This window comes from Micromonospora sp. CPCC 205561, from assembly GCF_036906775.1.
Taxonomy (GTDB): domain Bacteria; phylum Actinomycetota; class Actinomycetes; order Mycobacteriales; family Micromonosporaceae; genus Micromonospora.
This window is the reverse complement of sequence record NZ_JBAKHV010000042.1, coordinates 1-24826: the sequence shown is the minus strand read 5'-3', so window position 1 is coordinate 24826 and position 24826 is coordinate 1. Positions and strand designations below refer to the sequence as shown.

Annotated in this window: 22 protein-coding genes and 1 pseudogene; 14 read left to right on the top strand and 9 right to left on the bottom strand. The window is 74.5% G+C overall.

Going from position 1 to position 24826, the window contains the following annotated elements; genetic code table 11:
• Positions 1-61: 61 nt before the first annotated feature.
• Positions 62-1138: a LacI family DNA-binding transcriptional regulator gene (locus tag V6V16_RS20640; RefSeq protein WP_334564434.1), complete on the top strand. Its 1077-nt coding sequence runs from the start codon at positions 62-64 to the stop codon at positions 1136-1138.
• A 423-nt stretch (positions 1139-1561) separates the two neighbouring features.
• On the top strand, positions 1562-1966 hold the full coding sequence (locus V6V16_RS20635; protein ID WP_334564433.1) for a helix-turn-helix domain-containing protein: 405 nt from the start codon (positions 1562-1564) through the stop codon (positions 1964-1966).
• A gap of 16 nt (positions 1967-1982) precedes the next feature.
• Here V6V16_RS20635 and V6V16_RS20630 read toward each other — a convergent pair whose 3' ends face one another.
• Positions 1983-2603: a phosphoesterase PA-phosphatase gene (locus V6V16_RS20630; protein ID WP_442934119.1), complete on the bottom strand. Its 621-nt coding sequence runs from the start codon at positions 2601-2603 to the stop codon at positions 1983-1985.
• 340 nt (positions 2604-2943) lie between these two features.
• Here V6V16_RS20630 and V6V16_RS20625 point away from each other — a divergent pair, with 340 nt between their 5' ends.
• Together V6V16_RS20625 and V6V16_RS20620 are read left to right on the top strand one after the other, a co-directional pair.
• Positions 2944-3414 carry an ImmA/IrrE family metallo-endopeptidase gene (locus V6V16_RS20625; protein WP_334564432.1) on the top strand — a complete coding sequence of 157 codons (471 nt, stop codon included), beginning with the start codon at positions 2944-2946 and terminating at the stop codon, positions 3412-3414.
• Positions 3415-3427: 13 nt separating this feature from the next.
• Positions 3428-4573 (top strand): annotated as a pseudogene (locus V6V16_RS20620) (MAB_1171c family putative transporter); the annotation flags it as partial.
• Positions 4574-4666: 93 nt separating this feature from the next.
• On the opposite strand, the gene V6V16_RS20615 reads toward V6V16_RS20620, so the two are convergent.
• Complete coding sequence (locus tag V6V16_RS20615) at positions 4667-5920, bottom strand: hypothetical protein (RefSeq protein WP_334564431.1); 1254 nt, start codon at positions 5918-5920, stop codon at positions 4667-4669.
• Between the two features lie 175 nt (positions 5921-6095).
• On the opposite strand from V6V16_RS20615, the gene V6V16_RS20610 reads away from it, so the two are divergent.
• A complete protein-coding gene (locus V6V16_RS20610) occupies positions 6096-7649 on the top strand; it encodes an NAD(P)/FAD-dependent oxidoreductase (protein WP_334564430.1) in 1554 nt (517 codons plus the stop codon).
• Positions 7650-7748: 99 nt separating this feature from the next.
• Positions 7749-8234, top strand: a complete 486-nt coding sequence (locus tag V6V16_RS20605; protein ID WP_334564429.1) for a GNAT family N-acetyltransferase — start codon at positions 7749-7751, stop codon at positions 8232-8234.
• A gap of 94 nt (positions 8235-8328) precedes the next feature.
• On the opposite strand, the gene V6V16_RS20600 is transcribed toward V6V16_RS20605, so the two are convergent.
• Positions 8329-9171 carry a siderophore-interacting protein gene (locus V6V16_RS20600; protein WP_334564427.1) on the bottom strand — a complete coding sequence of 281 codons (843 nt, stop codon included), beginning with the start codon at positions 9169-9171 and terminating at the stop codon, positions 8329-8331.
• Complete coding sequence (locus V6V16_RS20595) at positions 9168-10205, bottom strand: ABC transporter substrate-binding protein (protein WP_334564425.1); 1038 nt, start codon at positions 10203-10205, stop codon at positions 9168-9170. Before V6V16_RS20595 ends, V6V16_RS20600 begins: the two co-directional genes overlap by 4 nt.
• Positions 10206-10321: 116 nt before the next feature.
• Here V6V16_RS20595 and V6V16_RS20590 point away from each other — a divergent pair, with 116 nt between their 5' ends.
• From V6V16_RS20590 to V6V16_RS20575, 4 genes are all read left to right on the top strand, one after another.
• Entirely contained in the window at positions 10322-11374 is a 1053-nt protein-coding gene (locus tag V6V16_RS20590; RefSeq protein WP_334564491.1) for a FecCD family ABC transporter permease, read from the top strand.
• Positions 11371-12399 (top strand): FecCD family ABC transporter permease, encoded by a 1029-nt coding sequence (locus V6V16_RS20585; protein WP_334564423.1) that lies wholly within the window; start codon positions 11371-11373, stop codon positions 12397-12399. Before V6V16_RS20590 ends, V6V16_RS20585 begins: the two co-directional genes overlap by 4 nt.
• 47 nt (positions 12400-12446) lie before the next feature.
• On the top strand, positions 12447-13283 hold the full coding sequence (locus tag V6V16_RS20580) for an ABC transporter ATP-binding protein (protein WP_334564421.1): 837 nt from the start codon (positions 12447-12449) through the stop codon (positions 13281-13283).
• Positions 13284-13374: 91 nt separating this feature from the next.
• Positions 13375-13941: a GNAT family N-acetyltransferase gene (locus tag V6V16_RS20575; protein WP_334564419.1), complete on the top strand. Its 567-nt coding sequence runs from the start codon at positions 13375-13377 to the stop codon at positions 13939-13941.
• Positions 13942-13967: 26 nt separating this feature from the next.
• Here the strand turns inward: V6V16_RS20575 and V6V16_RS20570 are convergent, their stop codons facing one another.
• The 4 genes from V6V16_RS20570 to V6V16_RS20555 form a co-directional block, all read right to left on the bottom strand.
• Positions 13968-18197: a HAMP domain-containing protein gene (locus tag V6V16_RS20570; protein WP_334564489.1), complete on the bottom strand. Its 4230-nt coding sequence runs from the start codon at positions 18195-18197 to the stop codon at positions 13968-13970.
• Positions 18198-18479: 282 nt separating this feature from the next.
• Entirely contained in the window at positions 18480-19043 is a 564-nt protein-coding gene (locus V6V16_RS20565; RefSeq protein ID WP_334564488.1) for a GerMN domain-containing protein, read from the bottom strand.
• 122 nt (positions 19044-19165) lie between these two features.
• A complete protein-coding gene (locus V6V16_RS20560) occupies positions 19166-20521 on the bottom strand; it encodes a sensor histidine kinase (protein ID WP_334564417.1) in 1356 nt (451 codons plus the stop codon).
• Complete coding sequence (locus V6V16_RS20555; protein WP_334564416.1) at positions 20518-21192, bottom strand: response regulator transcription factor; 675 nt, start codon at positions 21190-21192, stop codon at positions 20518-20520. The genes V6V16_RS20560 and V6V16_RS20555 overlap by 4 nt, the downstream gene beginning before the upstream one ends.
• Before the next feature lie 172 nt (positions 21193-21364).
• Between V6V16_RS20555 and V6V16_RS20550 the strand changes: the two genes are divergently transcribed.
• From V6V16_RS20550 to V6V16_RS20540, 3 genes are read left to right on the top strand one after another with little or no spacing between them, the layout of a single operon-like run.
• Complete coding sequence (locus tag V6V16_RS20550; RefSeq protein ID WP_334564415.1) at positions 21365-21736, top strand: GlsB/YeaQ/YmgE family stress response membrane protein; 372 nt, start codon at positions 21365-21367, stop codon at positions 21734-21736.
• A complete protein-coding gene (locus V6V16_RS20545) occupies positions 21733-22383 on the top strand; it encodes an STAS domain-containing protein (RefSeq protein ID WP_334564413.1) in 651 nt (216 codons plus the stop codon). The genes V6V16_RS20550 and V6V16_RS20545 overlap by 4 nt, the downstream gene beginning before the upstream one ends.
• Positions 22384-22441: 58 nt before the next feature.
• Positions 22442-22744: a BON domain-containing protein gene (locus tag V6V16_RS20540; protein ID WP_334564411.1), complete on the top strand. Its 303-nt coding sequence runs from the start codon at positions 22442-22444 to the stop codon at positions 22742-22744.
• A 42-nt stretch (positions 22745-22786) separates the two neighbouring features.
• On the opposite strand, the gene V6V16_RS20535 is transcribed toward V6V16_RS20540, so the two are convergent.
• Entirely contained in the window at positions 22787-23536 is a 750-nt protein-coding gene (locus V6V16_RS20535; RefSeq protein WP_334564409.1) for a DNA-formamidopyrimidine glycosylase family protein, read from the bottom strand.
• A gap of 80 nt (positions 23537-23616) precedes the next feature.
• Here V6V16_RS20535 and V6V16_RS20530 point away from each other — a divergent pair, with 80 nt between their 5' ends.
• Complete coding sequence (locus V6V16_RS20530) at positions 23617-24693, top strand: spore photoproduct lyase family protein (protein WP_334564407.1); 1077 nt, start codon at positions 23617-23619, stop codon at positions 24691-24693.
• Positions 24694-24826 lie beyond the last annotated feature (133 nt).

The following is a 24826-nucleotide window of genomic DNA, read 5'->3' as shown; positions in this document are numbered from 1 at the left end:
ACGGTACGGTGACGGGTGGCCGGCACCCGGGCGCGGCCGTCGAGCGACCGAGGGAGCGGCAGTGGCGACCCTGTCCGACGTGGCCCGGCGGGCGGGGGTCTCGCCCGCCACCGCCTCCCGGGTGATCAACGGCAGCAGCAAGCCCGTCACCGAGGAGCTGCGCGAGCGCGTGCTCCGGGCCGTCGCCGAGTTGCAGTACGTGCCGAACGCGCACGCCCAGCTGCTGGCCCGCTCGCACCGCACGGCGGTGGGCGTCATCGTGCACGACGTCTCCGACCCGTACTTCGCCGAGATCACCCGGGGCCTGCAACGGGTCGCCGCCGACCAGGGCCGGCTGCTGATGATCTGCAACAGCTACCGCGACCCGGACCGCGAGCTGGAGTACGTCGAGCTGCTGCGCGGCCAGCAGGTCGCCGCGATCATCCTGGCCGGCTCGGGCTACCACGATGCCACCTTCACCCGCCTGCTCAACGAGAAGCTCACCGCGTACGAGGCGACCGGCGGACGGGTCGCGGTCATCGGCCGGCACGAGCACTCCGGCGACGCGGTGATGCCGGACAACCGCGCCGGGGGCCGGCTGATCGGCGCGGAGCTCTACGAGCTCGGGCACCGGGCGATCGGGGTGGTGGCCGGGCCGGCGGTGCTCACCACCACCACCGACCGGCTCACGGGGCTGCGCGAGTCCCTCGCCGCGCACGGGCTGAGCCTGCCCGAGCACCGGGTACGCCACGCCGAGTTCGACCGCGACGGCGGCGTCGCCGCCACCGCCGCCCTGCTCGACGCCGAGCCGGAGCTGACCGCGATCGTCGCGCTCAACGACTCGATGGCGATCGGCGCGCTGACGCTGCTGCGTTCCCGGTCGGTGGCGGTGCCTGGGCAGGTGTCGGTCGTCGGCTTCGACGACATGCCGATCGCCCGCGACGTGACCCCCGCGCTGACCACCGTCCGACTGCCCCTGGTCGAGATGGGGGCCCGCGCGATGTCACTGGCACTCGACGCGGGGGCGCCGGCGCCGCGCGTCGAGGTCCTGCCCGCCGAGGTGGTGCGCCGCGACAGCACCGGACCGGCACCCGAGGTCGTGCCGGTCCGTCCACGGGGTGCCGGGCCGGGCGCCGACCGCCCCGTCCGGCGGAGCTAGGAACGCCCGCTGCGCCCGACCGGGGGCGACCACCGGGAGAGCGTCGTCGGTGGCCCCGGGCGTGGCTGCCCGGGGCCACCTGGCGCCGGGTCGCTCGGGTGACGGCCCCCCTGATGCGCGCGGCCTGACCGGCTGCCGCCCCCTGCCGGTGCTGTTCGGCGTGCGGTGAGGCGCGCCTGAGCGGCTTGCGCATCCCCCGATTCCGTCCCCCTTCGCCGCGACCGGCGGTCATCGCCGACAGGTGGGCGTCGATCGGCGCGCGCGGCCTGCGCACACTATGGTTGTCCGATACGGTGTGAGCGCCACAACAGTGGTCGGCGTGGTCAGTCAACCACGCTCCGCCAGCCCCCCGCAACCGTGGTGGCGGGGGCGGCCGGGTCAGCCACTATGGTGGGAGCCCGGGGTCGGATCAGGAGGGTGGCCATGGCCGACGGCGGCAGAGCCGACGGGTCGACGTCCTTCGCCGCCCGGCTGCGGCACCTGTTCGACACGCGTCGTAGGCCCGGTGGTGGCAAGCCCTACTCGCCCGACGAGGTCGCCAGGGCCACGGGGCTGTCGACGAGCTACGTCAACTACCTGCTGAGCGGGGAGCGCGACAACCCCACCCGATCGGCGATCCAGCAGCTGGCCAACTTCTTCCGGGTGCCGCCGGGCTACTTCTTCGACGCGGTGGCCGAGGAGGGCGAGGGCGACCCGGACCTGGAGACGATCACCGTCCTGGCCCGCCGCATGCCGCCCGGGGCGCCGAGGGCGAGCCTGCGCGCGATCGTGGAACAGGTCGCGGCGCTGGAGGCGCGGAACAAGGGCACGGGGCGGGGCCGGGCCTGAGCGGGCCCGACCGCCGTCAGCGCAGGAGGAGGAACGTGGGGACCGCGATGAGCAGCCCCACGGCGGTGCCGGCGAGCACCTGAGCGACGGTGTGGTCGCGCAGGCGCACCCGGGACCAGCCGACCAGCGCCACCACGGGCGCCGACACGAGGAGCGCGGGCCCGAACTCGATCACGAGCACCGCGGCGGCGCCGGCGGCCACCGCCGCGTGGATGCTGAGCTTCCACGCCAGGTTGGCCACGGTGACGGCGAGCCCGAGGGCGAACATGACGACGACCATCGCCACGACCGGGTCCGGGGCGCCGAAGCCGATCATCAGGGCCAGGCCGACGAGCACGGAGAGCAGGCCGTACGTCAGTGGCCGCCGGCGCTGTTCCCGTCGCCCGATGTGGTGGTCCGTCAGCCGGCCCCGGCGTACGCCCCACCAGATCAGGCTGTTCGGGATGACCGAGCAGAAGAGGGAGCCGACCAGGGCCCAGGCGAGCCCCGCCGCGACGGGGGACGTGCCGTGCAGACCCACGACGACGGGCATCAACGCGGCCAGCAGCGCCGGGGCGAACACCTCGGTGACGGCGCGGGCGACCGGCCTGCCCGCGCGGCGGCCGGGGCGCTCGGTGACGTCTTGCACGCCTGACATTGTGCCGCCCGTCGCGGGGCGGGGCCGCTCCCGGCTCCGCGCTCCCGTGGCCGGCCGGCGCGCGGGCGCTGCGGCGGGGCGCTGCCGGTGGACGGGACCGGCCGGTCCGACCGACCCGGGACGCGTGGAACTTGCACGCTTCTCCCCTCTCGGGGCGTCACGCGGCCGTCGCGCTTGGCTATGCTGCCGGCAATCCGCGCCACCGGCGTGGTCGGAGCACGACCATCCGCGGGACGCCGCGGGCAGGCGCACACGACACGGGGGCCGTCTCGGGCCGACGGCCCGCACGGGAGAGTGATGGCGGGCGATGTGGCACCGACGGCGTCGGACGGGGAGGTTGTTGCGCCAACTCGAGGTGGAGCTGCCGACACCGCTGACGGTGCGTGGGCTGGTGTCCGCGCTCGAGACGGCGCGAGGCCGCCGTATCCAGCTGGCCGCGATGACCGTCGACGGGCGCTGCGGGCCCTGCGGGCTGTGGGTGGCGACGCCCGAGACCGACTACGTCCTCTTCAGCCGCGACTCGTCGCCGGTGTTGCGGGTCCAGACGATCCTGCACGAGTTGATGCACATCGCCCTGGGTCACACCGCCGGGCCGGTGCGGGCCGGCGCGACGTGCGAGGTCCCGGGCGCGCGGGGGGCGCTCGCCCGGTCCCCCTCCACGTTCGACGAGCAGCAGGAGCACGACGCGGAGCTGCTGGCGACGTACCTGGGGGCGCGGCTCGACGGCGGCGACCGGGTCGGCGCCTTCGATGAGCTGGCAGGCGCCAAGGCGGCCGTCATGCGCCGCATCGCCGCGGCGCTGACGGACTAGGCGGGAGATCCGGGTGATCGTCACGGCCGGCCACCTCGTCGCGGCTCTCGTCGCCGCGGTCGCGTTCGCCGTGCGGCTGAGGGCGCTGCGCCCCCATCCGGCCGACGCCAGGATCCTGGCGAGCGCGGGAATCTGCCTGGGCATGGGCGTCGCGGTCACCGCCGGCTGGGCCCCGGTGCACAGCCTGGTCGACCGCGTGTCGGGCGTACCCAACCTCGCCAAGCTGGTCGAGCACGCCTCGGCGCTGCTCGCCGCGGCCGCGATCCAGTTCCTCTTCCTGCACCTGGGCGATCCCGGCCGGGCCCGCCGGCTGATGGCGCGGCGGCTCGCGTTCCTCGCCGCCGCGTTCGCGACGATGGTCGCGATGTTCGTCGGCGCCGACTTCCGCGAGTCGGAACCCCTGCACTTCGCCGAGCGGTACGGGGACCTGCCCCAGGTCGGCGTCTACATGCTCGCGTTCCTGACCTGCCTCGGGGTGACGGTCGTGGACATCCTGCGGGTGTCCGCCGGCTACGCGAGGTACGCCGGGGCCCGGCTGCGGGCCAGCATGAGGCTGCTCAGCGCCGGTACGGCGTTCGGTGCCGGGTTCGTCGCGCACAAGGCGCTGTTCATCTGTCTCAGGCTGGCCGGAGGCGCGCCCCCGTGGCCCGAACCGACCGCGACGCAGCTGCTGATCATGATGTCGGTGTCGTTGATCGGCGCCGGCTTCGCCCTGGCGACGTTCTGGAAGGCCGCCGACGCCGCCCGGGCCTGGCCGCGCAGGAGCGCGACGCACCGGAGGCTGCACGCGCTGTGGTATGTGCTCTACCGGGCGGTGCCGGGCATCGCGCTGCACGCCCCGCGCCGGCCGGAGGTGGACTCCCGCTGGGCGTGGCGCCCGGGCGAACGCTGCTACCGCCGGTGCGTGGAGATCAGCGACGGCCTGCGGGCACTGGGGCCCCTCGACGGGTCCGTGGCGAGCGCGGCCCGGGAGCGCGCGGTCGCGGCCGGATGGGACCGCGAACGTGCGGCCGCCGCCGGCGACGCCGCGGCGATCCTGGTGGCGCTGCGGCGGTACGGGTCCGGTCGCCCGGCGGCGCCGGAGGTGGATCCGGCCCTGGAGTCCCAGCCGGTGGCCGTCGCGCACGTCGACCTGGAGGCCGACGCCCGTCGGCTGGCGTTGATCTCGACGCTGCTCGCCGAGGAGCTGGTACGCACCGTCGCCGCCGGGGCGCGCGACCCGGCGGCCCGCGGGCGGCGACCGGAGGCGCGCTCAGATGATGAAGTGCGTCCAGTAGGCGAGCCAGGTGACGAAGAGCGCCCCCTGGAGCAGGGCCAGGGCGGCGGTCAACCAGGCGTCCGCGCCGGCGTGCCGGGCCCAGCGGGCCAGCACGAGGCCGACCGGAAAGACGGCTAGCAGGTACCGCAGCAGGCTCTTGTACACCGGCGGGCCCATCGACAGCGGCACCATGACCATGATCAGCCCGTAGACGAGGTAGGGCAGCCCGATCCGGCGGGCGCCCGCGACCAGGACAACCAGCACCAGCACGGCGACCCACACCCGCAGGGCGTCGCGGGACGGGGTGCCGGTCAGGCCGTGCCAGAGCACCGCCAGCGGATTCTGCACCCTGATGCCCCAGCCCTTCTCCTGGGCGTGCTTGTAGGCGAACCAGTCGCCGCCCTGCCACCGGCAGAACGCCATGAAGCTCAGCCAGCCGGCGGGCACCAGCGCCAGCGGCCAGCCGACGCGCACGTACGCCCACCACCGGCGCGGACCCAGCCGGTAGCGGTGCTGGCGCAGCAGCACCAGCGCCAGCGGGAGCACGACGAAGAAGCCGACGGAGCGGCTCGCCGCCAGGAAGAAGCCCACGACGCCGACGAGCAGCCAGCGCCGCCGCTCGGCGTAGTGGAAGGCGGCGAGCGCGAGACAGAGGAACAGCGACTCGGTCAGCGCCGCCTGGAACAGGAACCCGGCCGGCAGGAGCACCAGGTAGCGGACGAACCGGCGGGCGGAGGCGTCGTCGCCGAGCAGCCGCTCCCCCAGCCGGTGGGCGTAGTAGAGCATCAGCAGGAACGCGACGTTGGCGACCAGCAGCAACGCCAGCGCCGTGTCGCCGCCCAGCAGCGGGGCCAGCGGGCGGGCCAGGAACGGGTACAGCAGCGGGAAGCCGAAGTCGCGCCACGGTTCGTCGAGCGGCAGCCGGGCCAGGTGGTCGTAGAGGAAGGAGTCCCAGGCGAACCAGAGCGAGACCGCGCGGTGCGCGGAGACCGCCCGCTGCTGCTCGCGCATCGTCGTCTCGTCCGGCGGCGGCGCCCAGGGCACCTCGTCGAAGGCGCTCAGCGCCAGCACCCCGACGGCGCTGAGCACGATCTTCGTACCGAGGAAGACGGCGACGACGAACAGCCACGGCCCGGGCACCCGCTCCGCGGCCCGCGCCGCCGCGCGCCGCAGGTCGTGGCCGTGCCCGGCCAGCCGGGCGGACACGGCCCGCCGGCGCCGGTCCACGACGGCCCGCCCTCTGTGCATCACGCTTCTCCCGGTCCGGCGCCTGACGGTGCCACATCCCCGTTCCGCGGCCATTGACACGTCCGGCCGGCGGCGGCAGGCCCGGCTGCCGGGCCGGACGGGAATCCGGGGTGAGTTCGGGTCGATGCCGGGTAAGCGGGCCGCCTCCGGACGGGCGAGGCAGGGAGCGACGGGCATGGGCGAAGAGCGCGGCACGGTGGTCATCGGCGCTGGGCCGGCGGGCCTGACCGCGGCGTACGAGCTGCTCCGGCGGGACACCCCGGTCCGGGTCTTCGAGGCCGACGAGGTGGTGGGCGGCATCAGCCGGACCGTCGAGCGCGACGGTTGGCGCTTCGACATCGGTGGGCACCGCTTCTTCACGAAGGTGGCCCGCGTCGAGGAGTTCTGGCACGAGATCCTGCCCGACGAGGACTTCCTGCTGCGGCCCCGGATGAGCCGGATCTACTACCGGGGCGCCCTGTTCGACTACCCGCTGAGCGCCACCAACGCCCTGCGCAACCTCGGGCTGCGGGAGGCCGCGCTCTGCATGGGCTCGTACGCGCGGGCCCGGCTGCGCCCGCCGAAGGACCAGTCGCACTTCGAGGGCTGGGTCTCGGCCCGGTTCGGGTGGCGGCTCTACTCGATGTTCTTCAAGACGTACACGGAGAAGGTCTGGGGCATGCCGGCCGACCGGTTGCAGGCCGACTGGGCCGCGCAGCGGATCAAGAACCTGTCGCTGGCCAAGGCGGTCCGCAACGCGGTCCTGCCCCGGCGCAACCGCAAGGACGTCACCAGCCTCATCGAGGAGTTCCAGTACCCGAGGCTCGGCCCCGGCATGATGTGGGAACGCTGCACCGAGGAGGTACGCCGACGCGGGGGCCGGGTCGACACCGGCACCTGGGTGACCGCCGTGCACCGGGACCCGGCGGCGCGCCGCGCCGTCGCGGTCACCGTCGACGGCGCGGGCGGGCGGCGCACCGAGCCGGCCGCGCACGTCGTCTCCTCGATGCCGATCTCGGAGCTGGTGGCCGCGCTGCGCCCGGCGCCCCCGGCGGAGGTGCTGGCCGCCGCGGCCGACCTGCGGTACCGGGACTTCCTGACCGTCGCGCTGGTGGTGCCGGAGGAGTTCTCGTTCCCGGACAACTGGATCTACGTGCACGACCCGGCGGTACGGGTCGGCCGGATCCAGAACTTCGGCTCCTGGTCGCCGCACCTGGTGAAGGACGGCCGCACCTGCCTGGGCCTGGAGTACTTCGTGTTCGAGGACGACGAGACCTGGCGTACGCCGGACGCCGAGCTGATCGCCGCCGCGACGGCCGAGTTGGAGCGGCTCGGCCTGGTCCGGCCGGGCGTGGTCGAGGTTGGGTACGTGGTGCGGATGCCGAAGGCCTACCCGGTCTACGACGAGCGCTACCAGCGCAACGTCGACGTGATCCGGGAATGGCTGGCCCGCGAGGTGCCCAACGTGCACCCCGTGGGCCGCAACGGCATGCACCGCTACAACAACCAGGACCACTCGATGCTGACGGCCATGCTCACCGCCGAGAACATCGCCTGCGGCACCCGCCACGACGTGTGGTCGGTCAACGTCGAGCAGGACTACCACGAGGAGTCGGGCCACGACGGGGACGGCCACCGGGGCACCGGCCGGGACGCCCCCGTCGTACCGGCCCGACCCACCGCCCCGGTCGGCACGACGCTCGACGGCGCCACCCGTGCCGAGCCGCCGGCCCGGGTCCACCTCGGCTGAGCCCCGGCCGGTGGCGCCACCGCAGGGGCGGGGGTGGCGCGTGCCGCCCCGCCGGTAAACGCTTTGCCGCCGGGCCGTGCCGCCCATAGCATCCGCCGGATGCTGATCCGCGATTTCCAGGAACCCGACTGGGCCCGGGTGTGGCCGATCGTCCACGAGGTGGTCCGGGCGCGGGAGACCTTCCCCTACGACCCGGGGCTGAGCGCCGAGCAGGCGTACGACATGTGGGTGGAGGCCGCGCCGGGCCGCACGGTGGTCGCGGTCGAGGGTGACGCGGTGCTGGGCACCGCGAAGATGGGCACCAACCGCCCCGGGCCGGGTTCGCACGTGTCGACCGCCAGCTTCATGGTGGCCCGCGCGGCGCGCGGGCGCGGCGTGGGTACCGCGCTGTGCCGGCACGCGCTGGACTGGGCCCGCGAGCGGGGGTACGCGGGGATGCAGTTCAACGCGGTGGTGGCGAGCAACGTCAGGGCCGTCGAGCTGTACCGGCGGGAGGGGTTCGACGTGGTGGGCACGGTGCCCGGCGCGTTCCGCCACCCCGTCCTCGGCCGGGTGGGCCTGCACGTGATGTACCGGGAACTCTGAGCCGGGACCACGCGGGACCTCGGGCCACGCGGGACGCCGCCGCGCGCCGGGGTCCCACCCCCGGCGGGTGGGATCCGGCGCGCGGCGGCGTCGGTCAGACGGCGGCCGCGGCGGCCTCGGCGCGCAGGTCCTCCTCGGAGGCGCCGCGGCGCCAGTAGCCGGAGAAGGTGACCCGGCGGCGGTCCAGGCCACGCTCGGCGACGAGGTGCCGGCGCACCGCACGCACCATCGAGGACTCGCCGGCGATCCAGGCGTAGGGGGTGCCCTCCGGCAGCCGGGCGGCGCGCACCGCGTCCACCAGCAGGGTGCTGCCGGCGGCGGTGCCGCCCCGCACGATCCAGGTCACCTCGGCCCTTGCGGCGGACGGCAGCCGCTGGATGTCCGCCGCGTCGGGCACCTCGATCCAGGCCCGGACCCGGGTGTCGGGCGGCAGCCACGCGAGGATCCCGGCGGCGGCGGGCAGCGCGGTCTCGTCGGCGACGAGCAGGACCGAGTCGGTGTCGACCGGCGGCCGGAAGCAGACGCTGCGGTTGTCGTGCACGGCCGGACCGAGCAGCACCACCCGGTCGCCCGGCAGGGCGTGCCGGGCCCACCGCGAGGCGGGGCCGGTGTCGCCGTGGCTGACGAAGTCGATGTCCACCTCGGACAGCTCGGGGCGCTGCTCCCGGATCGTGTAGGAGCGCATCACCGCGCGCACGTCGGGGTCCATGGCCCGGTACGCGCCGAACCAGTCGTCTCCCGCCGCGACGGGGAGCACCGGCTCGGGCTGGCCGGGGTGCGGCAGGAACAGCGAGACGCTCTGGTCCCTGCCACCGCCGGCGAAGTCGGCCAGCTCCGGCCCGCCGAGGGTGACCCGCATCAGGGAGGCGCCGACCCGCCGGGCGCCGACGACCTGCGCGGCGTAGAAGCGGTACTGCACGGCGACGGCGGTGGTCATGCGCTGACCTTCTTCGCGCCCTTGATGGCCGTGGCCAGGTTCTCCAGCAGCGGCGCGGCCCCGGCGTACGAGAAGCGCGGCACCGCGTCCCACGGGGTGATCTGGTTGGCCTTGACCGCGGGGAGCTGCTGCCAGGTGGGCTTGGCCGCCATGTCCTTGGGCTGCAGGGCCGTGTTGCGGTTGTCGAGCAGGATCAGGTCGGCGGGGAACTTGCCCGCGTTCTCCCAGCTCAGCGCCTCGAAGTAGTCGCCGGCTTCGAGCTTGGTCGGCACCACGATGTCGACGCCCAGCTCGGCGAAGTACATCAGGTCGGTGCTGACCTTCGGGTTGGAGACGTAGAACAGGTCGGGGCTGCCGGAGGCGGCCATCACCTTGATGCCCGGGTTCGCCTTGACCGCCTGGCGGACCGACTCGGCCGCGGCCTCGAAGCGGGCCTTGGCGTCGGTGACCTTCTTCGCCGAGAGGTCGGCGCCGAGGGCCTCGGCGAGCTGCGCGTACCGCTCGATCGGCTTGGTCATCGGCACCCGGGCGGTGGTGACGGCGACGCTCGGGGCGAGCGGGAGGATCTTGTTCTTGCTCTCGTCGGGCACGTACCACAGGGCGCCCGGGTCGTACATGTGGGTGACGAGCAGCTCGGGCCGCAGGGCGGCGTACTTCTCCAGGCTGAACTCGCCCCAGACGTTGCCGAGGATCTGCACGGACTCCACGTCGAGGTCGCCGGCCTGCGGGTCCTTGCTGCCGTCGGCGCGCTTCGTCTCGCCGAACACGCCGACGATCTGCTTGTCGAGCCCGAAGTCGACCAGCGCGGCGGCGACCCCGGTGAAGGCCACCACCCGGGTCGGGCGGGCGCCGACGCTCACCTTCTCGTTGCGGTCGTCGGTGAACGACCACGGGCCGCCGGCGTCGGACGCGGCGGGGGTGGCGGAGTCCTCGTCCCCACCACAGCCGGCGAGCAGGGCGGCCAGGGTGGCGGCGCCACCGGCGGCGAGCAGGCCCCGGCGGGAGAGGCGGCGGGCGGACACGGGATGTGGCATGGCGGGTGTCTTTCGATCAGGGTCGGGCGAATGACCATGGACAGCGAGGTTAGGTTAACCTAACCTAAAGCGCTGTCAAGCCTGGCCCTGACTTTTCCACCACATCGGAGCCCACACTGTCCGCCATCACCTCCCCACGCCTGGAGGCGCCGCCGGCACCCCCCGCCGCGCGCCGGCCCGGCCGCGCCGCGCCGCGCGCCGTCGGCCTCGCGGCGTCGGTACTGCTCCTCGCCACCGTCGCCGTGCTCAGCATCGCCGTGGGCGCCAAGCAGCTCCCCCTCGTCGACGTGTGGCAGGGCCTGCTGGACCGCGACGCCGCCGAGTACGCCGTCGTGCACCGGATGCGCCTGCCGCGTACGCTGCTCGGCCTGCTCGCCGGGGCGGCGCTCGGCGTCGCCGGCGCGGTCATGCAGGCGCTGACCCGCAACCCGCTCGCCGACCCCGGCCTGCTCGGCATCAACGCCGGCGCCTCGGCGGCGGTGGCCACCGGGGCGGTCCTGTTCGGCGTCGGCGGCGCCGGCGGACAGGTGTGGTTCGCGCTGATCGGCGCCGCCGCCGTGACCGCCGCCGTGTACGTGGTGGGCGGCGGGCGCGGGGCCACCCCCGCCCGGCTGGCGCTGGCCGGCGCGGCGCTCAACGCCACCCTCTACTCGTACGTCAGCGCGGTGATGCTGATGGACACGGCGTCGCTGGAGCGGCTGCGGTTCTGGACGGTCGGGTCGCTGGCCGGCGCCGAGCCGCCGACGGTACGCACGGTGGCGCCGTTCATCGCGGCCGGGCTGCTGGTCGCGCTGGCCGTCACGCGCCCGCTCAACGCGCTGGCGCTGGGCGACGACGCGGCGCGCGCCCTGGGCGCCCGCCCGACGCTGGTCCGGGTCGCGGTGATCGTGGCGATCACGCTGCTCTGCGGCGCCGCCACCGCCGCCTGCGGGCCGATCGTCTTCGTCGGGCTGCTCGTGCCGCACCTGGTCCGCGCGCTGACCGGGCCCGACCTGCGCTGGCTGCTGCCGTACTGCGCGGTGCTGGCGCCGGTGCTGCTGCTCGGTGCCGACGTGCTGGGCCGGGTGCTCAGCCGGCCCGGCGAACTCCAGGTCGGGATGGTGACCGCCGTGGCGGGCGGGCCGCTCTTCCTCTGGCTGGTCCGGCGCGGGCGGGTGGCCCACCCGTGATCACCATTCGCACCCGCGGCAACCTCTCCCTGCGGCTGCGCCCCCGGGCCGTCGCCGTCGGCGTCGTCTGCGTGCTGCTGGCCCTGGCCCTGAGCGTGTTCGCCATCGGCAGCGGCGACTACCCGATGAGCACCGCCGACGTGCTGCGCGCCCTCACCGGCCGGGGCGACCCGGCCGAGGAGTTCATCGTCACCGAGCTGCGGCTGCCCCGGGTGGTCACCGCACTCTGCGTCGGCGCCGCGCTGGCGCTGGCCGGGGCGGTCTTCCAGTCGCTGGTCCGCAACCCGCTCGGCAGCCCCGACATGCTCGGCTTCACCCAGGGCGCGGCGACCGGGGCGCTCGTCGTGGTGGTGCTGGGCGGCAGCAGCCTGGCGCTGGCCTCGTCCGCGGTGCTCGGCGGGCTGGTCACCGGCGCGCTGGTGTACGCGCTCTCCTGGCGGCGCGGCGTGCACGGCTACCGGCTGATCCTGATCGGCATCGGCACCATGGCGATTCTCACCGGGGTCAACGGCTGGCTGCTCACCCGGGCTCCGCTGATGGACGCCGCCCGCGCCGTGCTCTGGCTCACCGGCAGCCTCGACGGGCGCGGCTGGGTCAACGCGCTGCCCGTGCTGATCGCGCTGGCGGTGCTGGTGCCGCTCATGCTGGCCGCGTACGGGCCGGCGCTGCGGTTGGTGGAGATGGGCGACGACACCGCCTCCGCCCTCGGCGTACGCGTGGAGCGGCTGCGTCTGGTCGTGCTGGCGGTGGCGGTGCTGCTGGTCTCCCTCGCGGCGGCCGCCGCCGGGCCGGTGAACTTCGTGGCGCTCACGGCGCCGCACCTGGCCCGCCGGCTGACCCGGGCCCCCGGGCCGAACCTGCTCCCCTCCGCGGCCGTCGGTGCCGTGCTGCTGGTCGCGGCCGACCAGCTCGCGCTGCGCGCGTTCCCCGGACACCAGCTGCCCGTCGGCGTGGTGACCGGCGTGCTCGGCGGCGCCTACCTGATCTGGCTGCTGGCCACCGAGCGCCGGGCCGGCCGGCTGTGACCGGGCACGGCCGGCGGGCCGCCCACGACGAGAACGGAGCACCGAGCATGCAGTCCCGGCTGAGCGGCACCGCGATGACCCTCGCCTACGAGCGGCGGACCATCGCCGAGGACCTGAGCGTCGCCGTCCCCGACCGCTCCTTCACCGTCGTCATCGGCCCCAACGCCTGCGGCAAGTCGACCCTGCTGCGGGCCCTGGCGCGGCTGCTCAAGCCGACCGCCGGGGCGGTGCTGCTCGACGGGGAGGACATCCACCGGCTGCCGGCGCAGGGCGTGGCGCGCACCCTCGGCCTGCTGCCACAGACGTCGGTCGCCCCGGACGGCATCGGCGTCGCCGAACTCGTGGCCCGCGGCCGGTACCCGCACCAGGGGCTGCTGCGGCAGTGGTCGCGCGAGGACGAGCGGGTGGTGACCGAGTCGATGGCCGCCACCGGCGTCGCCGACCTGGCCGACCGCTCCGTCGACGAGCTCTCCGGCGGGCAGCGGCAGCGGGTGTGGATCGCCATGGCGCTGGCCCAGCAGACCCCGCTGCTGCTGCTCGACGAGCCGACCACCTACCTGGACATCGCCCACCAGATCGAGATCCTCGACCTCTGCGCCCGGCTGCACGAGGAGCAGGGCCGCACCCTGGTGGCGGTGCTGCACGACCTCAACCACGCCGCCCGCTACGCCACCCACCTGATCGCGATGCGCGAGGGGCGGGTGGTCGCCGCCGGCCCGCCCCGGCAGATCGTCACCGCGGAGCTGGTCGAGGAGGTCTTCGGGCTGCCGTGCCGGGTGATCGACGACCCGGAGAGCGGCACTCCCCTGGTGGTCCCCGCCGCGCGCCGCCGGGTCGGCGCGAGCGCCCCGACGATCGCGGCGGCCGCCGGGAAGCCGGCGTGAGCGCCGCCCGGCGGGGCCGGCGGCCCGCCGTCGCCACGCCCGGGGCAGCGGTGCGTGCGCATCGATCACGATCACCGTATCGTGGGGCACGATGCGTGACGTTGCCAGCACCTACCGACAGGACGTCGACGGCTTCGGCCGGGTGACGATCCGCCCCCTCGACCCCGACACCGACATCGACCTGGTCCATGGCTGGGTCAGCGAGGAACGCGCCCGGTTCTGGGGCATGCGCGACGCCGGCCGCGACCGGGTCGAGGAGATCTACCGCTACCTGGACTCGCTCCCCACCCACCACGCCTGGCTGGTGCACCGCGACGGCACGCCGGTCGCGCTGTTCCAGACGTACGAGCCGGCGGCCGACCCGGTCGGCGAGTGCTACGAGGTCCAGCCCGGCGACCACGGGGCCCACCTGCTGATCGGCCCGCCCACGGCCCCCGAACGGGGCTTCACGGGCACCCTGCTGGACGTGTTCCTCGCCTTCGTCTTCGCCGACCCCCGGCACCGGCGCGTGGTGATGGAGCCGGACGCGCGCAACGAGAAGGCGGTCGACCGGCTGCTGCGCACCGGCTTCGTCGCCGGGCCGCTGATCGACCTGGACGGCAAGCGGGCCCGGCTGCTCTTCCTGGACCGGGAGACGTTCGAGGCCCCCCGGCCCTGACCGGGGCGCTCCCCCGGCGGGGCGGGTCAGCCGTGCAGCCAGCGGTGGATGCACTGCAGGAGGTCGGCGGCGTCGACCGGCTTGGTGACGTAGTCGCTGGCGCCGGAGGAGATGCTCTTCTCCCGGTCCCCGTGCATCGCCTTCGCCGTCACCGCGATGATCGGCAGGTCGGCGTAGCGGGGCATGGCGCGGATCGCCGCCGTCGCCGCGTAGCCGTCCATCTCCGGCATCATCACGTCCATCAGCACGAGGTCGATGTCGTCGTGCCGCATCAGCGTCTCGATGCCCTGCCGGCCGTTCTCCGCGTAGACCACGTCGAGCCCGTGCAGCTCCAGGATGTTGGTCAGGGCGAAGACGTTGCGCGCGTCGTCGTCGACGACCAGCACCTTGCGCCCGGCCAGGTCCTCCGGCAGGGCGTCGGTGGCGGTGGGGCGGACGTCGGGCAGCACCGGGGCGAACGGCAGCACCCGCTCCGGGGTCACCGCCGTGAGGTGCAGGGCGATCCGCTCGCGCAGGTCGTCCAGGCTGCGCAGGACCTCCAGCGGCCGCTCCCGGGCCAGCGCCTGCAACAGGGCCTGCGGGCCGGCGGGCAGCGGGTGACCGTGGTACGCCAGCACCGGCACCCCGCGCAGCGCCGGGTCGTCGTGCAACGCCCTGATCAGGGTCGTCCCGCCGTCGTCGGGCAGGTCCAGCTGGAGCACCAGGACGTGGTGCCGCCCACCGGCCAGCGCCTCGGTCGCCGCGGTCACGTCCACCACGGTGGAGATCTCCACCGGCGGGTGCGCCTCGCCCAGGTCCGCCGCGACGCCCTGGGCGAGCAGCGTCAGCAGCCCCTTGTCGTGGCGCTCCAGCACCAGCATCCGGCGGACCTCGCCCGGGGCGAGGCTGACGGCCTTCGGCAGCGCGGCCGGCGGCGTCCACGGCAGCGCGCCGCCGCGGCCGGTCGTCGCGGGGCCGGCCGGGCGGTCGTCGGGGACCGGCTCGCCGCCCGCCGTGGCGGGCACCGGCCCGACGGGCAGGTAGAGGGTGAACGTGCTGCCCTGGCCGAGCACGCTGTGCGCCCGGATCCGCCCGCCGAGCAGGTGGGCGATCTCCCGGCTGATGGAGAGGCCGAGGCCGGTGCCCCCGTACCGCCGGCTGGTCGTGCCGTCGGCCTGCTGGAAGGCGTCGAAGATGGCGGTCAGGTGCTGCTCGGCGATGCCGATGCCGGTGTCGATCACCCGGAACGCGAGGACGGTGTCCCCCGGGGCGAAGCCCTCGGGCAGCTCGTCCGGCAGGGCCCGCTCGATGCGCAGCCGCACCCGCCCCCTCTCGGTGAACTTGACCGCGTTGGAGACGAGGTTGCGCAGCACCTGCCGCAGCCGCTGCTCGTCGGTGTGCAGCTCGGTCGGGACCCCCGGCCCGGTGCTGATCTCCAACTCCAGGCCCCGGGGCGTGGTCAACGGCCGGAAGGTGGCGTCGACGTAGTCGCGCAGTGCGGCCACCTCGAACGTCTCCGGGTTGATGTCCATCTTGCCGGCCTCCACCTTGGACAGGTCGAGGATGTCGTTGATGAGCTGGAGCAGGTCGGTGCCGGCCGAGTGGATGACCGTGGCGTACTCGACCTGCTTGGCGGTCAGGTTGCGGTTCGGGTTCTGCGCGAGCAGCTGGGCGAGGATGAGCAGCGAGTTCAGCGGCGTACGCAGCTCGTGGCTCATGTTGGCGAGGAACTCCGACTTGTACTTGGAGGCGAGGGCGAGCTGCTGGGCCCGGGCCTCCAGCTCCTGGCGGGCCTGCTCGATCTCGGAGTTCTTCGTCTCGATGTCGTGGTTCTGCCGGGCCAGCAGGGCCGCCTTGTCCTCCAGCTCGGCGTTGGAGCGCTGGAGCTCCTCCGAACGGGCCTGCAACTCCTCCGAGCGGGCCTGCAACTCCGCGGCGAGGCGCTGCGACTCGGTGAGCAGCACGTCGGTGCGGGCGTTGGCGACGATGGTGTTGACGTTCACGCCGAGGGTCTCGGTGAGCTGGTCGAGGAAGTCGCGCTGCACCTCGGTGAAGCGGCTCATGCTGGCCAGCTCGATGACGCCGAGCACCTGGTCCTCGAAGAGGATCGGCAGCACCACGAGGTGCAGCGGGGCGGCGGCACCGAGGCTGGAGGAGACGGTGACGTAGTCGGCCGGCACCGCGTCCACCACGATCGCCCGCTTGCTCACCGCGGCCTGCCCGACGAGGGAGTCACCGAGGGCGTACCGGCGCCCGGAGGTGTCGTGCCCGTACCCGCCGACCACCCGCAGGCCGGTGCCGCCGGGCCCGTCGTCGACCAGCAGGAACGTGCCGAGCTGCGCGGAGACCAGCGGGGCCAGCTCGTTCATCACCAGCCCGGCGACCACGTCCAGGTCCCGGTGCCCCTGCATGAGCCCGGCGATGCGGGCCAGGTTGGTCTTGAGCCAGTCCTGTTCCTGGTTGGTCCGGGTGGTCTCGCGCAGCGACTCCACCATCGAGTTGATGTTGTCCTTCAGCTCGCCGACCTCGCCGGGCGCGTCCACCGTGATCGAGCGGGTCAGGTCCCCGGTCGCCACGGCGCTGGTCACCTCGGCGATGGCACGCACCTGGCGGGTGAGGTTGCCGGCCAGCTCGTTGACGTTCTCGGTGAGCCGCTTCCAGGTGCCGGAGACGCCCTCGACCTCGGCCTGCCCGCCGAGGCGGCCCTCGCTGCCGACCTCCCGGGCCACCCGGGTCACCTCGGCCGCGAACGACGACAGCTGGTCCACCATCGTGTTGATGGTGGTCTTCAGCTCCAGGATCTCGCCGCGCGCGTCGACGTCGATCTTCTTGGTCAGGTCACCCTGGGCCACCGCGGTGGTGACCTGGGCGATGTTGCGCACCTGCCCGGTGAGGTTGTTCGCCATCGAGTTGACGTTGTCGGTGAGGTCCTTCCAGGTGCCGGCCACGTTCGGCACCCGGGCCTGGCCGCCGAGGCGCCCCTCGGTGCCCACCTCCCGGGCCACCCGCGTCACCTCGTCGGCGAACGCGCCGAGGGTGTCGACCATCGTGTTGATGGTCTGGGCGAGCACCGCCACCTCGCCCTTCGCCTCCACCGTGATCTTGCGGCTGAGGTCACCCTGGGCCACCGCCGTGGCGACCAACGCGATCGAGCGGACCTGGTTGGTGAGGTTGTTGGCCATCTCGTTGACGTTGTCGGTGAGGTCCTTCCAGGTCCCGCCGACGTTGAGCACCCGGGCCTGGCCGCCCAGGCGCCCCTCGGTGCCCACCTCCCGGGCCACCCGCGTCACCTCGTCGGCGAACGCGGAGAGCTGGTCGACCATCGTGTTGATGGTCTCCTTCAGCGCCAGGATCTCGCCGCGCGCGTCGACCCGGATCTTCTGGGTCAGGTCGCCCTTGGCCACGGCGGTGGTCACCTCGGCGATGCTGCGCACCTGGGCGGTGAGGTTGTCGGCCATGACGTTGACCGACTCGGTGAGGTCCTTCCAGGTGCCGGAGACGCCCTTGACGTCGGCCTGGCCGCCGAGGCGGCCCTCCGTGCCGACCTCACGGGCCACCCGGGTCACCTCGTCGGCGAACGACGACAACTGGTCCACCATCGTGTTGATGGTGTTCTTCAGCTCCAGGATCTCGCCGTGCGCGGTGACGGTGATCTTCTGCGACAGGTCGCCCCGGGCCACCGCCGTCGCCACCTGGGCGATGCTGCGGACCTGGTCGGTCAGGTTGCCCGCCATCGAGTTCACCGAGTCGGTCAGGTCGCGCCACGTGCCGGCCACGCCGCTGACCTGGGCCTGGCCGCCGAGGCGGCCGTCGGTGCCGACCTCGCGGGCCACCCGGGTCACCTCGTCGGCGAACGACGACAACTGGTCCACCATCGTGTTGATGGTGATCTTCAACTCCAGGATCTCGCCGCGCACGTCCACGGTGATCTTCTGCGACAGGTCGCCCCGGGCCACCGCCGTCGCCACCTCGGCGATGTCCCGGACCTGGTCGGTCAGGTTGCCGGCCATGGCGTTGACCGAGTCGGTGAGGTCCTTCCAGGTGCCCGACACCCCGGGCACCTCGGCCTGCCCGCCCAACTGCCCCTCCGTGCCCACCTCCCGGGCGACCCGGGTCACCTCGGAGGTGAAGAGCGACAGCTGGTCCACCATGCCGTTGAAGACGGTGGCGATCTCCCCGAGCAGGCCGTCGGCGTCCTCCGGCAGCCGGGTGCCGAAGTCCCCGTCGCGCACCGCCGTCAGGCCGGCCAGCAGTTGCCGCAGTCCGGGATCGGCCATCGCCGGGGCGCCGCCCGCCGCCGGGTTCCGCCGCGACGCCGTCTTCTCGACCACCACAACCACCTCGCGCAGCAGCCGGCGGCCCGCCCGCCGGCACAACATCAACCGCGCAAGTATGCACAGCCCGACCGCCGCCCGCGCGCCCAGCACCGCCGCCGGCCGGCGGCCCTCCGCCGGGCCGTGACCGGTGCGGTCACCCGCGATCGTGGTGGGCGGCGGCACCGCTCTTATGGGGCGCGGGCACCACGGGGTCAACGCGCGCGGGGGCGAGGCGCTCCGCCGTCACCGGCCCACGATGAGGTTGGCGTAGTCGTCGGCGGCGAGGGGAGCCTGGGTCAGCGAGCCGTCGGCGCGCGGCACGCCCAGCCGGGCCCCGCCCCGCAGGAAGGCCACGGTGTCGACGTCCGAACGGGCCGTCAGGGTGCAGACGATCTGCCCGAAGGCGAGCACCTCGTCGCTGCGGCCCGTTTCGTCGCCCGCGCCGCCGAGGTCGACGTCGACCTCCGTGCCTCGCGGCCGGGCGACGGCGACCTCGACGGCCCCGGGCAGCGCGGTGGTGATACCGGCGTCGCGCTCGCCGGCGGTCGGGCCGGCCAGCAGGTGCTGGAGCTGGGCGTCGACGGTGGGGGTGCCGTCGACGCGGCGCTCGACGCGCACCAGCCGGTCGTCGCGGACGAAGCAGAGCACCTGCGTCGCCCGCCCCGGGTTCAGCGTGGGCGTCTGCGTCGCGGCGACCGTCCCCGACGTGGGGAACGGCCCGGGCGGGGGCGCCACGGCGCGCGGGGCCCCCTCGGTCGGGACACCGCAGCCGGCGAGCAGCCCGAGGACGACGAGCGCGCCGCCCACCCCACGCCGCCGCCCCGGCCGCCACGCCCACCGGCGCGACGCGGCGGCCGACGCGACGGACCGAAGCCGCGCGGGCACGCCGGCCGACCCGGCGAGCGGGAGCCCGCCGGGGGCGGGGCCCGTCACGGCAGCACCTCGGGCAGTTCGACGCGGAAGCGGGCGCCGCCGCCGGGGCGGTCGAGCGCGCCGGCGCGTCCCCGGTGGGCGGCGGCGTGCTGCGCGACGATGGCCAGCCCGAGCCCGGTGCCGTCGCCGCCGGCGCGCGAGTGCGCGGCCCGGCCCCGCACGAAGCGGTCGAAGATGACCTTCCGGTCGTCCGGGGGCACGCCCGGCCCCTCGTCGTCGACCTCGACGATCCCCGTCCCGTCCCGCTGCGACAGCCGTACGGCCACCGGCCCTCCGGCGTGGCGCAACGCGTTGTCGACGAGGTTGGCCAGGATCTGCTCGACGCGACGCTCGTCGACCAGCCAGGCGTCCGCGAGTCCCGGGTCGGTTCGTACGAGCGTGTCCGGCAGGCCGCGCGCCCGGCAGGCCTGGCGGGCCAGCGCCGCCACGTCCACCGGCGCCCGGTCGACCGGCTGGTCGCCGCGGGCGAGCTGGATCAGGTCGTCGACCAGTCGCTGGAACCGGCTGATCTCGTCGGCCACCAGCCCGGCGGCGGTGGCGGTGCGGTCGTCGAGGTGCTCGCGGCGGCGCGCCAGGACGCTGGCCGCAGCCGCCAGGGTCTGCAACGGCGAACGTAGCTCGTGGCTGACGTCGGCGGCGAAGCGTCGGTCCCGCTCGATGCGCTGCGAGAGCTGGTCGACCATGTGGTTGAACGACGTGGAGAGCCGGGTGAGATCGGGGTCGGTGGTCGTCGCGAGCCGGGCCGAGAAGTTGCCCGCCGCGATCTCCTGCGCGGCGTCGGCCACCGCCGTCAACGGCCGGAGGCTGTGCCGGGTGGCGTACCAGCCCAGCGCGGCGCCCGATCCGGCGACCACGATCGCGACGGCCGTCAGCGCGAGCGCCAGGACCCGCAGGGTCTGGTCCAGCTCGCGCAGCGAGGTCAACTCGTAGTAGCTGGTGGACGGCGCCAGCGGCAGGCCGACGAGCAGGGTGGGCTGGCCGTCGACCCGGACCCGCTGCACGGCCGGTTCCCCGCCCCGGACGAGCCGTTGCAGGTCGAGCGGGACCGCGGCGGTCAGCCCCGTGTCGGCCGTGCGGGCGTACCAGTCGTCGCCGCGCAGCAGCAGCGGCCGGCGGTTGCCTCCGGTGTCGAGGGAGCGCAGCACCTCCACCACGTCGGTCTCCTCGGTGTCCAGCCCGGTACGCACCACCGCCGCGTCGAAGTACGCCGCGCGCACGGCGGTGCGTTCCCGCTCGTCGAGCAGGGACCGCCTGGTCAACTCGTAGGAGACCAACGCCATGGAGGCGGAGAGCAGCAGCGCACCGACGGCGAACCCGGCGGACACCCGGGCCCGCAGGCCGAGGCGCCTCACCGGGTCAGCTTGTAGCCGAGGCCGCGCAGGGTGACCAGGTGCCGGGGGTTGCCCGGATCGTCCTCGATCTTCTGCCGCAGCCGACCCACGTGCACGTCGACGAGCCGCTCGTCGCCGGTGTCGTAGCCCCAGACCCGCTGCAGGAGCTGCTGGCGCGACAGCACCCGGCCGGCGTGCTCGGCCAGCTCGCAGAGCAGCCGGAACTCGGTGCGGGTGACGGGCACCGGCCGCCCCGCGCGGCGCACCTCCCCGGCGTCCGGGCTGATCTCCAGCGACCCGAAGGTGAGCACCGGCACGGGGTCGGGCGCCGCGCGGGCCCGGCGTCGCAGGGCGCGCAGCCGCGCCGAGAGTTCCTTGATCGCCACCGGCTTGACCAGGTAGTCGTCGGCACCGGCCTCGAGCGCCGCGACGATGTCGTGGGTGTCGTCGCGGGCGCTCACCACCACGATCGGCACGTCGTCGTCGCGGCGCAGCCGCCGGATGCACTCGAAGCCGTCCAGGCCCGGCAGCATCAGGTCGACCAGCACGTTGTCCGCCGGTTCCCGGCGCTGCATCCGCAGCCCTTCCTCGGCGGTGCCGGCGCCCCGGACCTGGTAGCCCTCGTCCTCGAGCGCGAGCAGCAACGCCAGACGGATCCGGTCGTCATCCTCGATCACCAGCACGCCCGTCATACCGGCATCATCCCCAAGCCGGCGGCGGTCGCCCAGCCCTGCCCGGCGTCCGGCGGTTTTGTCACGAAACTGTCATACAACCGCGTGGCCCGCGCCACGGGCGGCGCCGAGGGTGGTGGTCGAACGGCGCGGGCCGACGGCCGTCCGCCCACCGGTCGCAGGGAGGGAGCAGATGACCGTCACCGGCCTCGTCACCGCCCTCGTCGTCGGTCTGCTCGTCGCCGGGGCGGGCTGGCTGGCGGCCCCGCACCGGCGGGAGGTGCCGGCCTGGCTGGCGCTGGTGGCCGGGATCGTCACCGCCCTGCTCGGCGTCATCCTGGCCCGCATCGCCGGCCTCGACACCGACCGCTCCCACCTGTGGCGGATCGGCGTGCCGGCCCTCTCGGCCGTGCTCGGCGTCGCCCTCGTGACCGCCACGGCCGGCCCCCGGCGCTCCTCCGCGCCACCGCGCGGGAGGGGCCCGGACCTCGACCCCACCCCGACGTCGCCGGCCGAGGGCCGGCGGGTCGCCCGGCCCGACCTCCCGTGGAGGAAGACACCATGACCGTCGTACCGGACGAGCACCTGATGACGTTGATCTGCGACAGCTGCGGCGACACGACCACGGGAGCCGCGTGCGTCCTGCCCGACGCCGAGGTCGTCTGGACCCTGGTGGCCGAGCACGGCTGGAGCGGCTCGCCGTTCGCCACGGGCCCGCACCGCTGCCCCCGGTGCAGCTTCCTGGGGCCGGGCGTCGAGGGCGGTCCCGCCGGTCGGGCGGCGGCGCCGTCGGGTGGGGTGCTGGGCGTCGACCACCTCGACGACGTCGCGGTCGTCACGGCCGCCGGCGACCTCGACGCGGACACCGCCGACGAGCTGCGGGCGGCCCTGCGGCAGGCCGTGGACGTCGGCGGGCACGTGGTGGTCGACCTCGGCCGGGTCCACCTCATCGACGCCGGCGGGCTCGGGCTGCTCGTCCGCGCGCACCGCGACGCCCGGGACCGGGGCGCCGTGCTCTGTCTGGTCGCGCCCTCCCGCTTCATCCGCACCGTGCTGCACACCATGCGGCTCGACGGGGTCTTCCCGATCTTCGGGAGCATCCCGGAGGCCGTCCGGCGGCTCGCCACGGCCGGGACGGACGACGCCGGCGTGCCGGGGCAGAGCCGACGCCGCCCGCCCCCGGTGGCGGTGGGCGACGCGGTGTCCCACTAGGCCGGGGCCGGGCCCGCGACGCGCGCCCGCCCGCGAACCGCGGAAGGAAGGCACAGCCATGCACATGCCTTGGCCGTACCCCGACGAGGGGCCGTTCCGCCGCCCCGAACCGCCCGGTCCCCCGCCGGACGACGAGGACGGCCGACTGGCGGTGCTGGTCGCCCGGCGGCTGAGCAGCGACTGGAGCACCCGCGGCCAGCACATCGTCGTGACGGTGCAGAACCGGGTCGTCATCCTCGCGGGCGTCGTGGCCGGCCCGGAGGCCCGACGGGTGGCCGGCGAGATCGCCTGGGACGTGCGGGGGGTGGTGGACGTCTGCAACGCCCTGCGGCTCGCCGGCGCCCGGCGGTCCCGCCACTGACCGCGCCGGCACGCGCCGCCGGGCGGACGCGCCCTGGTCGGGTCAGGCCACGGGCTGGTCGACCGGGCAGGCGTACGCCGTCCGTCCGCCCAGCCGCCACTCCCGCACCGGGGCTCCGCAGCGGCGGCAGGTCGGCCGCTTGTAGACCCACCGCTCGTCGGGGGCCGCCGGGTCGCTGACCACCTGGCCGGCGTCGCGGCCCAGCGACAGGTGCCGGACGGCGAGCTCCCAGAGCCCACGCGCCCGGCCCGGCCCGACCGTCCGGGCGTCCGGGTCGAGGCCGGCGAGGAAGAGCAGCTCGGCCCGCCAGGCGTTGCCGAGACCCGCCCACACCGCCTGGTCGAGCAGGGCCGCGCCGACCGCGCCGGGCGCGGCGCCGAGCCGGCGCACCGCCTCCTCGGCGTCGGCGTCGGCACGCAGCGGGTCGGGACCGAGCGAGGCCCGCAGCGCGCGCTCGCTGTCGCCGGTGAGCGGTTCGCACCGGATGGGCGCGATCAGGTCGTACGCGACGCCGGCGCCGGCCAGGCGGAGCCGGACGCCCCCGCGTGGCGCGACGGCCGGATCGTCGTACCGCAGGAACAGCCCGCGCATGCCGAGGTGAACGTGCAGGCAGGGCGCCCCGTCGACGTGGTAGAGCAGGTGCTTGCCGTACGCCTCCACCGCCCGCAGCCGCCGCCCGTCGTACGGGCCGACGTCCACCCGGCCCTGCGGACTGGACACGGCGAGGATCCGCCCGGCGAGGGCGGCGTGCTGCTCCCGCGCGTACCGGTGGATGAGGTGGCCCTCGGGCATGGGCGCGGGTACCCGGGGGTGGACCGGAATAACGACGCCGGCACGGGAACAGCGGCGATCGGTCCGCAGTTGTCCCTTTCGTGACCGACACTGCCCCGCACCCGCGGCTGTTCGACATCCGGCGGATCTATCTGGAGCCGGAGGCCGCCGCGCTGCCCCGGGGGCGGGCCGTGCTGGACCGCTTCCCCGACGCCGAGCGCGTGGAGGTCGAGAACCACTCCCGCATCCCCGAGCTGTACGGCGACGAGACGAACGTCGCCCGGTGGGTGCGGATCAAGACCGAGGCCCTGGTGCTGGGGGTGAAGAAGTCCCTGACCGCCCGGCCGAACGGTCGTTCGGCCGACTTCATCGCCCCGTCAACGGCGAACGGCTGCGCGATGGCCTGCGCCTACTGCTACGTGCCGCGGCGCAAGGGCTACAGCAACCCGGTGACGGTCTTCGCCAACATCGAGCGGATCAGCGGATATCTGCGCCGGCACGTGGGCCGGCAGGGCACCAAGGGCGAGCCGAACCAGTGCGACCCGGCGGCCTGGGTGTACGACATCGGCGAGAACTCCGACTGCTCCCTGGACGCCCGCGTCTCGGAGAACGTGCGGGACCTGGTGACGCTCTTCCGGGACCTGCCCACGGCGAAGGCGACCTTCGCCACCAAGCACGTCAACCGCGACCTGCTCGACTGGGATCCGCGGGGCCGCACCCGTGTCCGCTTCTCGCTGATGCCGGCCCGGGACGCGAAGCTGCTCGACATCCGCACCTCTCCGGTCGCCCAGCGCCTCGCGGCCATCGACGACTTCGTCGCGGCCGGCTACGAGGTGCACGTCAATTTCAGCCCGGTGGTGGTCCGCGACGGCTGGCTCGACGACTGGGCGGAGCTGCTCGACCAGCTCGACGACGCGCTCGGCCCGGCCGCCAAGGCGCAGCTGGCCGCCGAGGTCGTCTTCCTGACCCACAACGACCGGCTGCACGAGGTCAACCTCGGCTGGCACCCGAGGGCCGAGGACGTGCTCTGGCGCCCGGATCTCCAGCAGCCTAAGCGGTCGCAGACCGGCGGCTGGAACGTGCGCTACCGCACCGGCCACAAGGGCGCCTACGTGGCGGCGTTGACGGAGCTGATCGCCGCGAAGACGCCGTACTGCCGCGTCCGTTACGCGTTCTGACCCGGACGGCCGGGGCGAAAAAGGCCCGTAACGCAGTTCAGGGTCACCCCGAAGGGTGACCCTGAACTGGAAGATTGTCCGGCGGTGTCCTACTCTCCCACACCCTCCCGAGTGCAGTACCATCGGCGCTGGA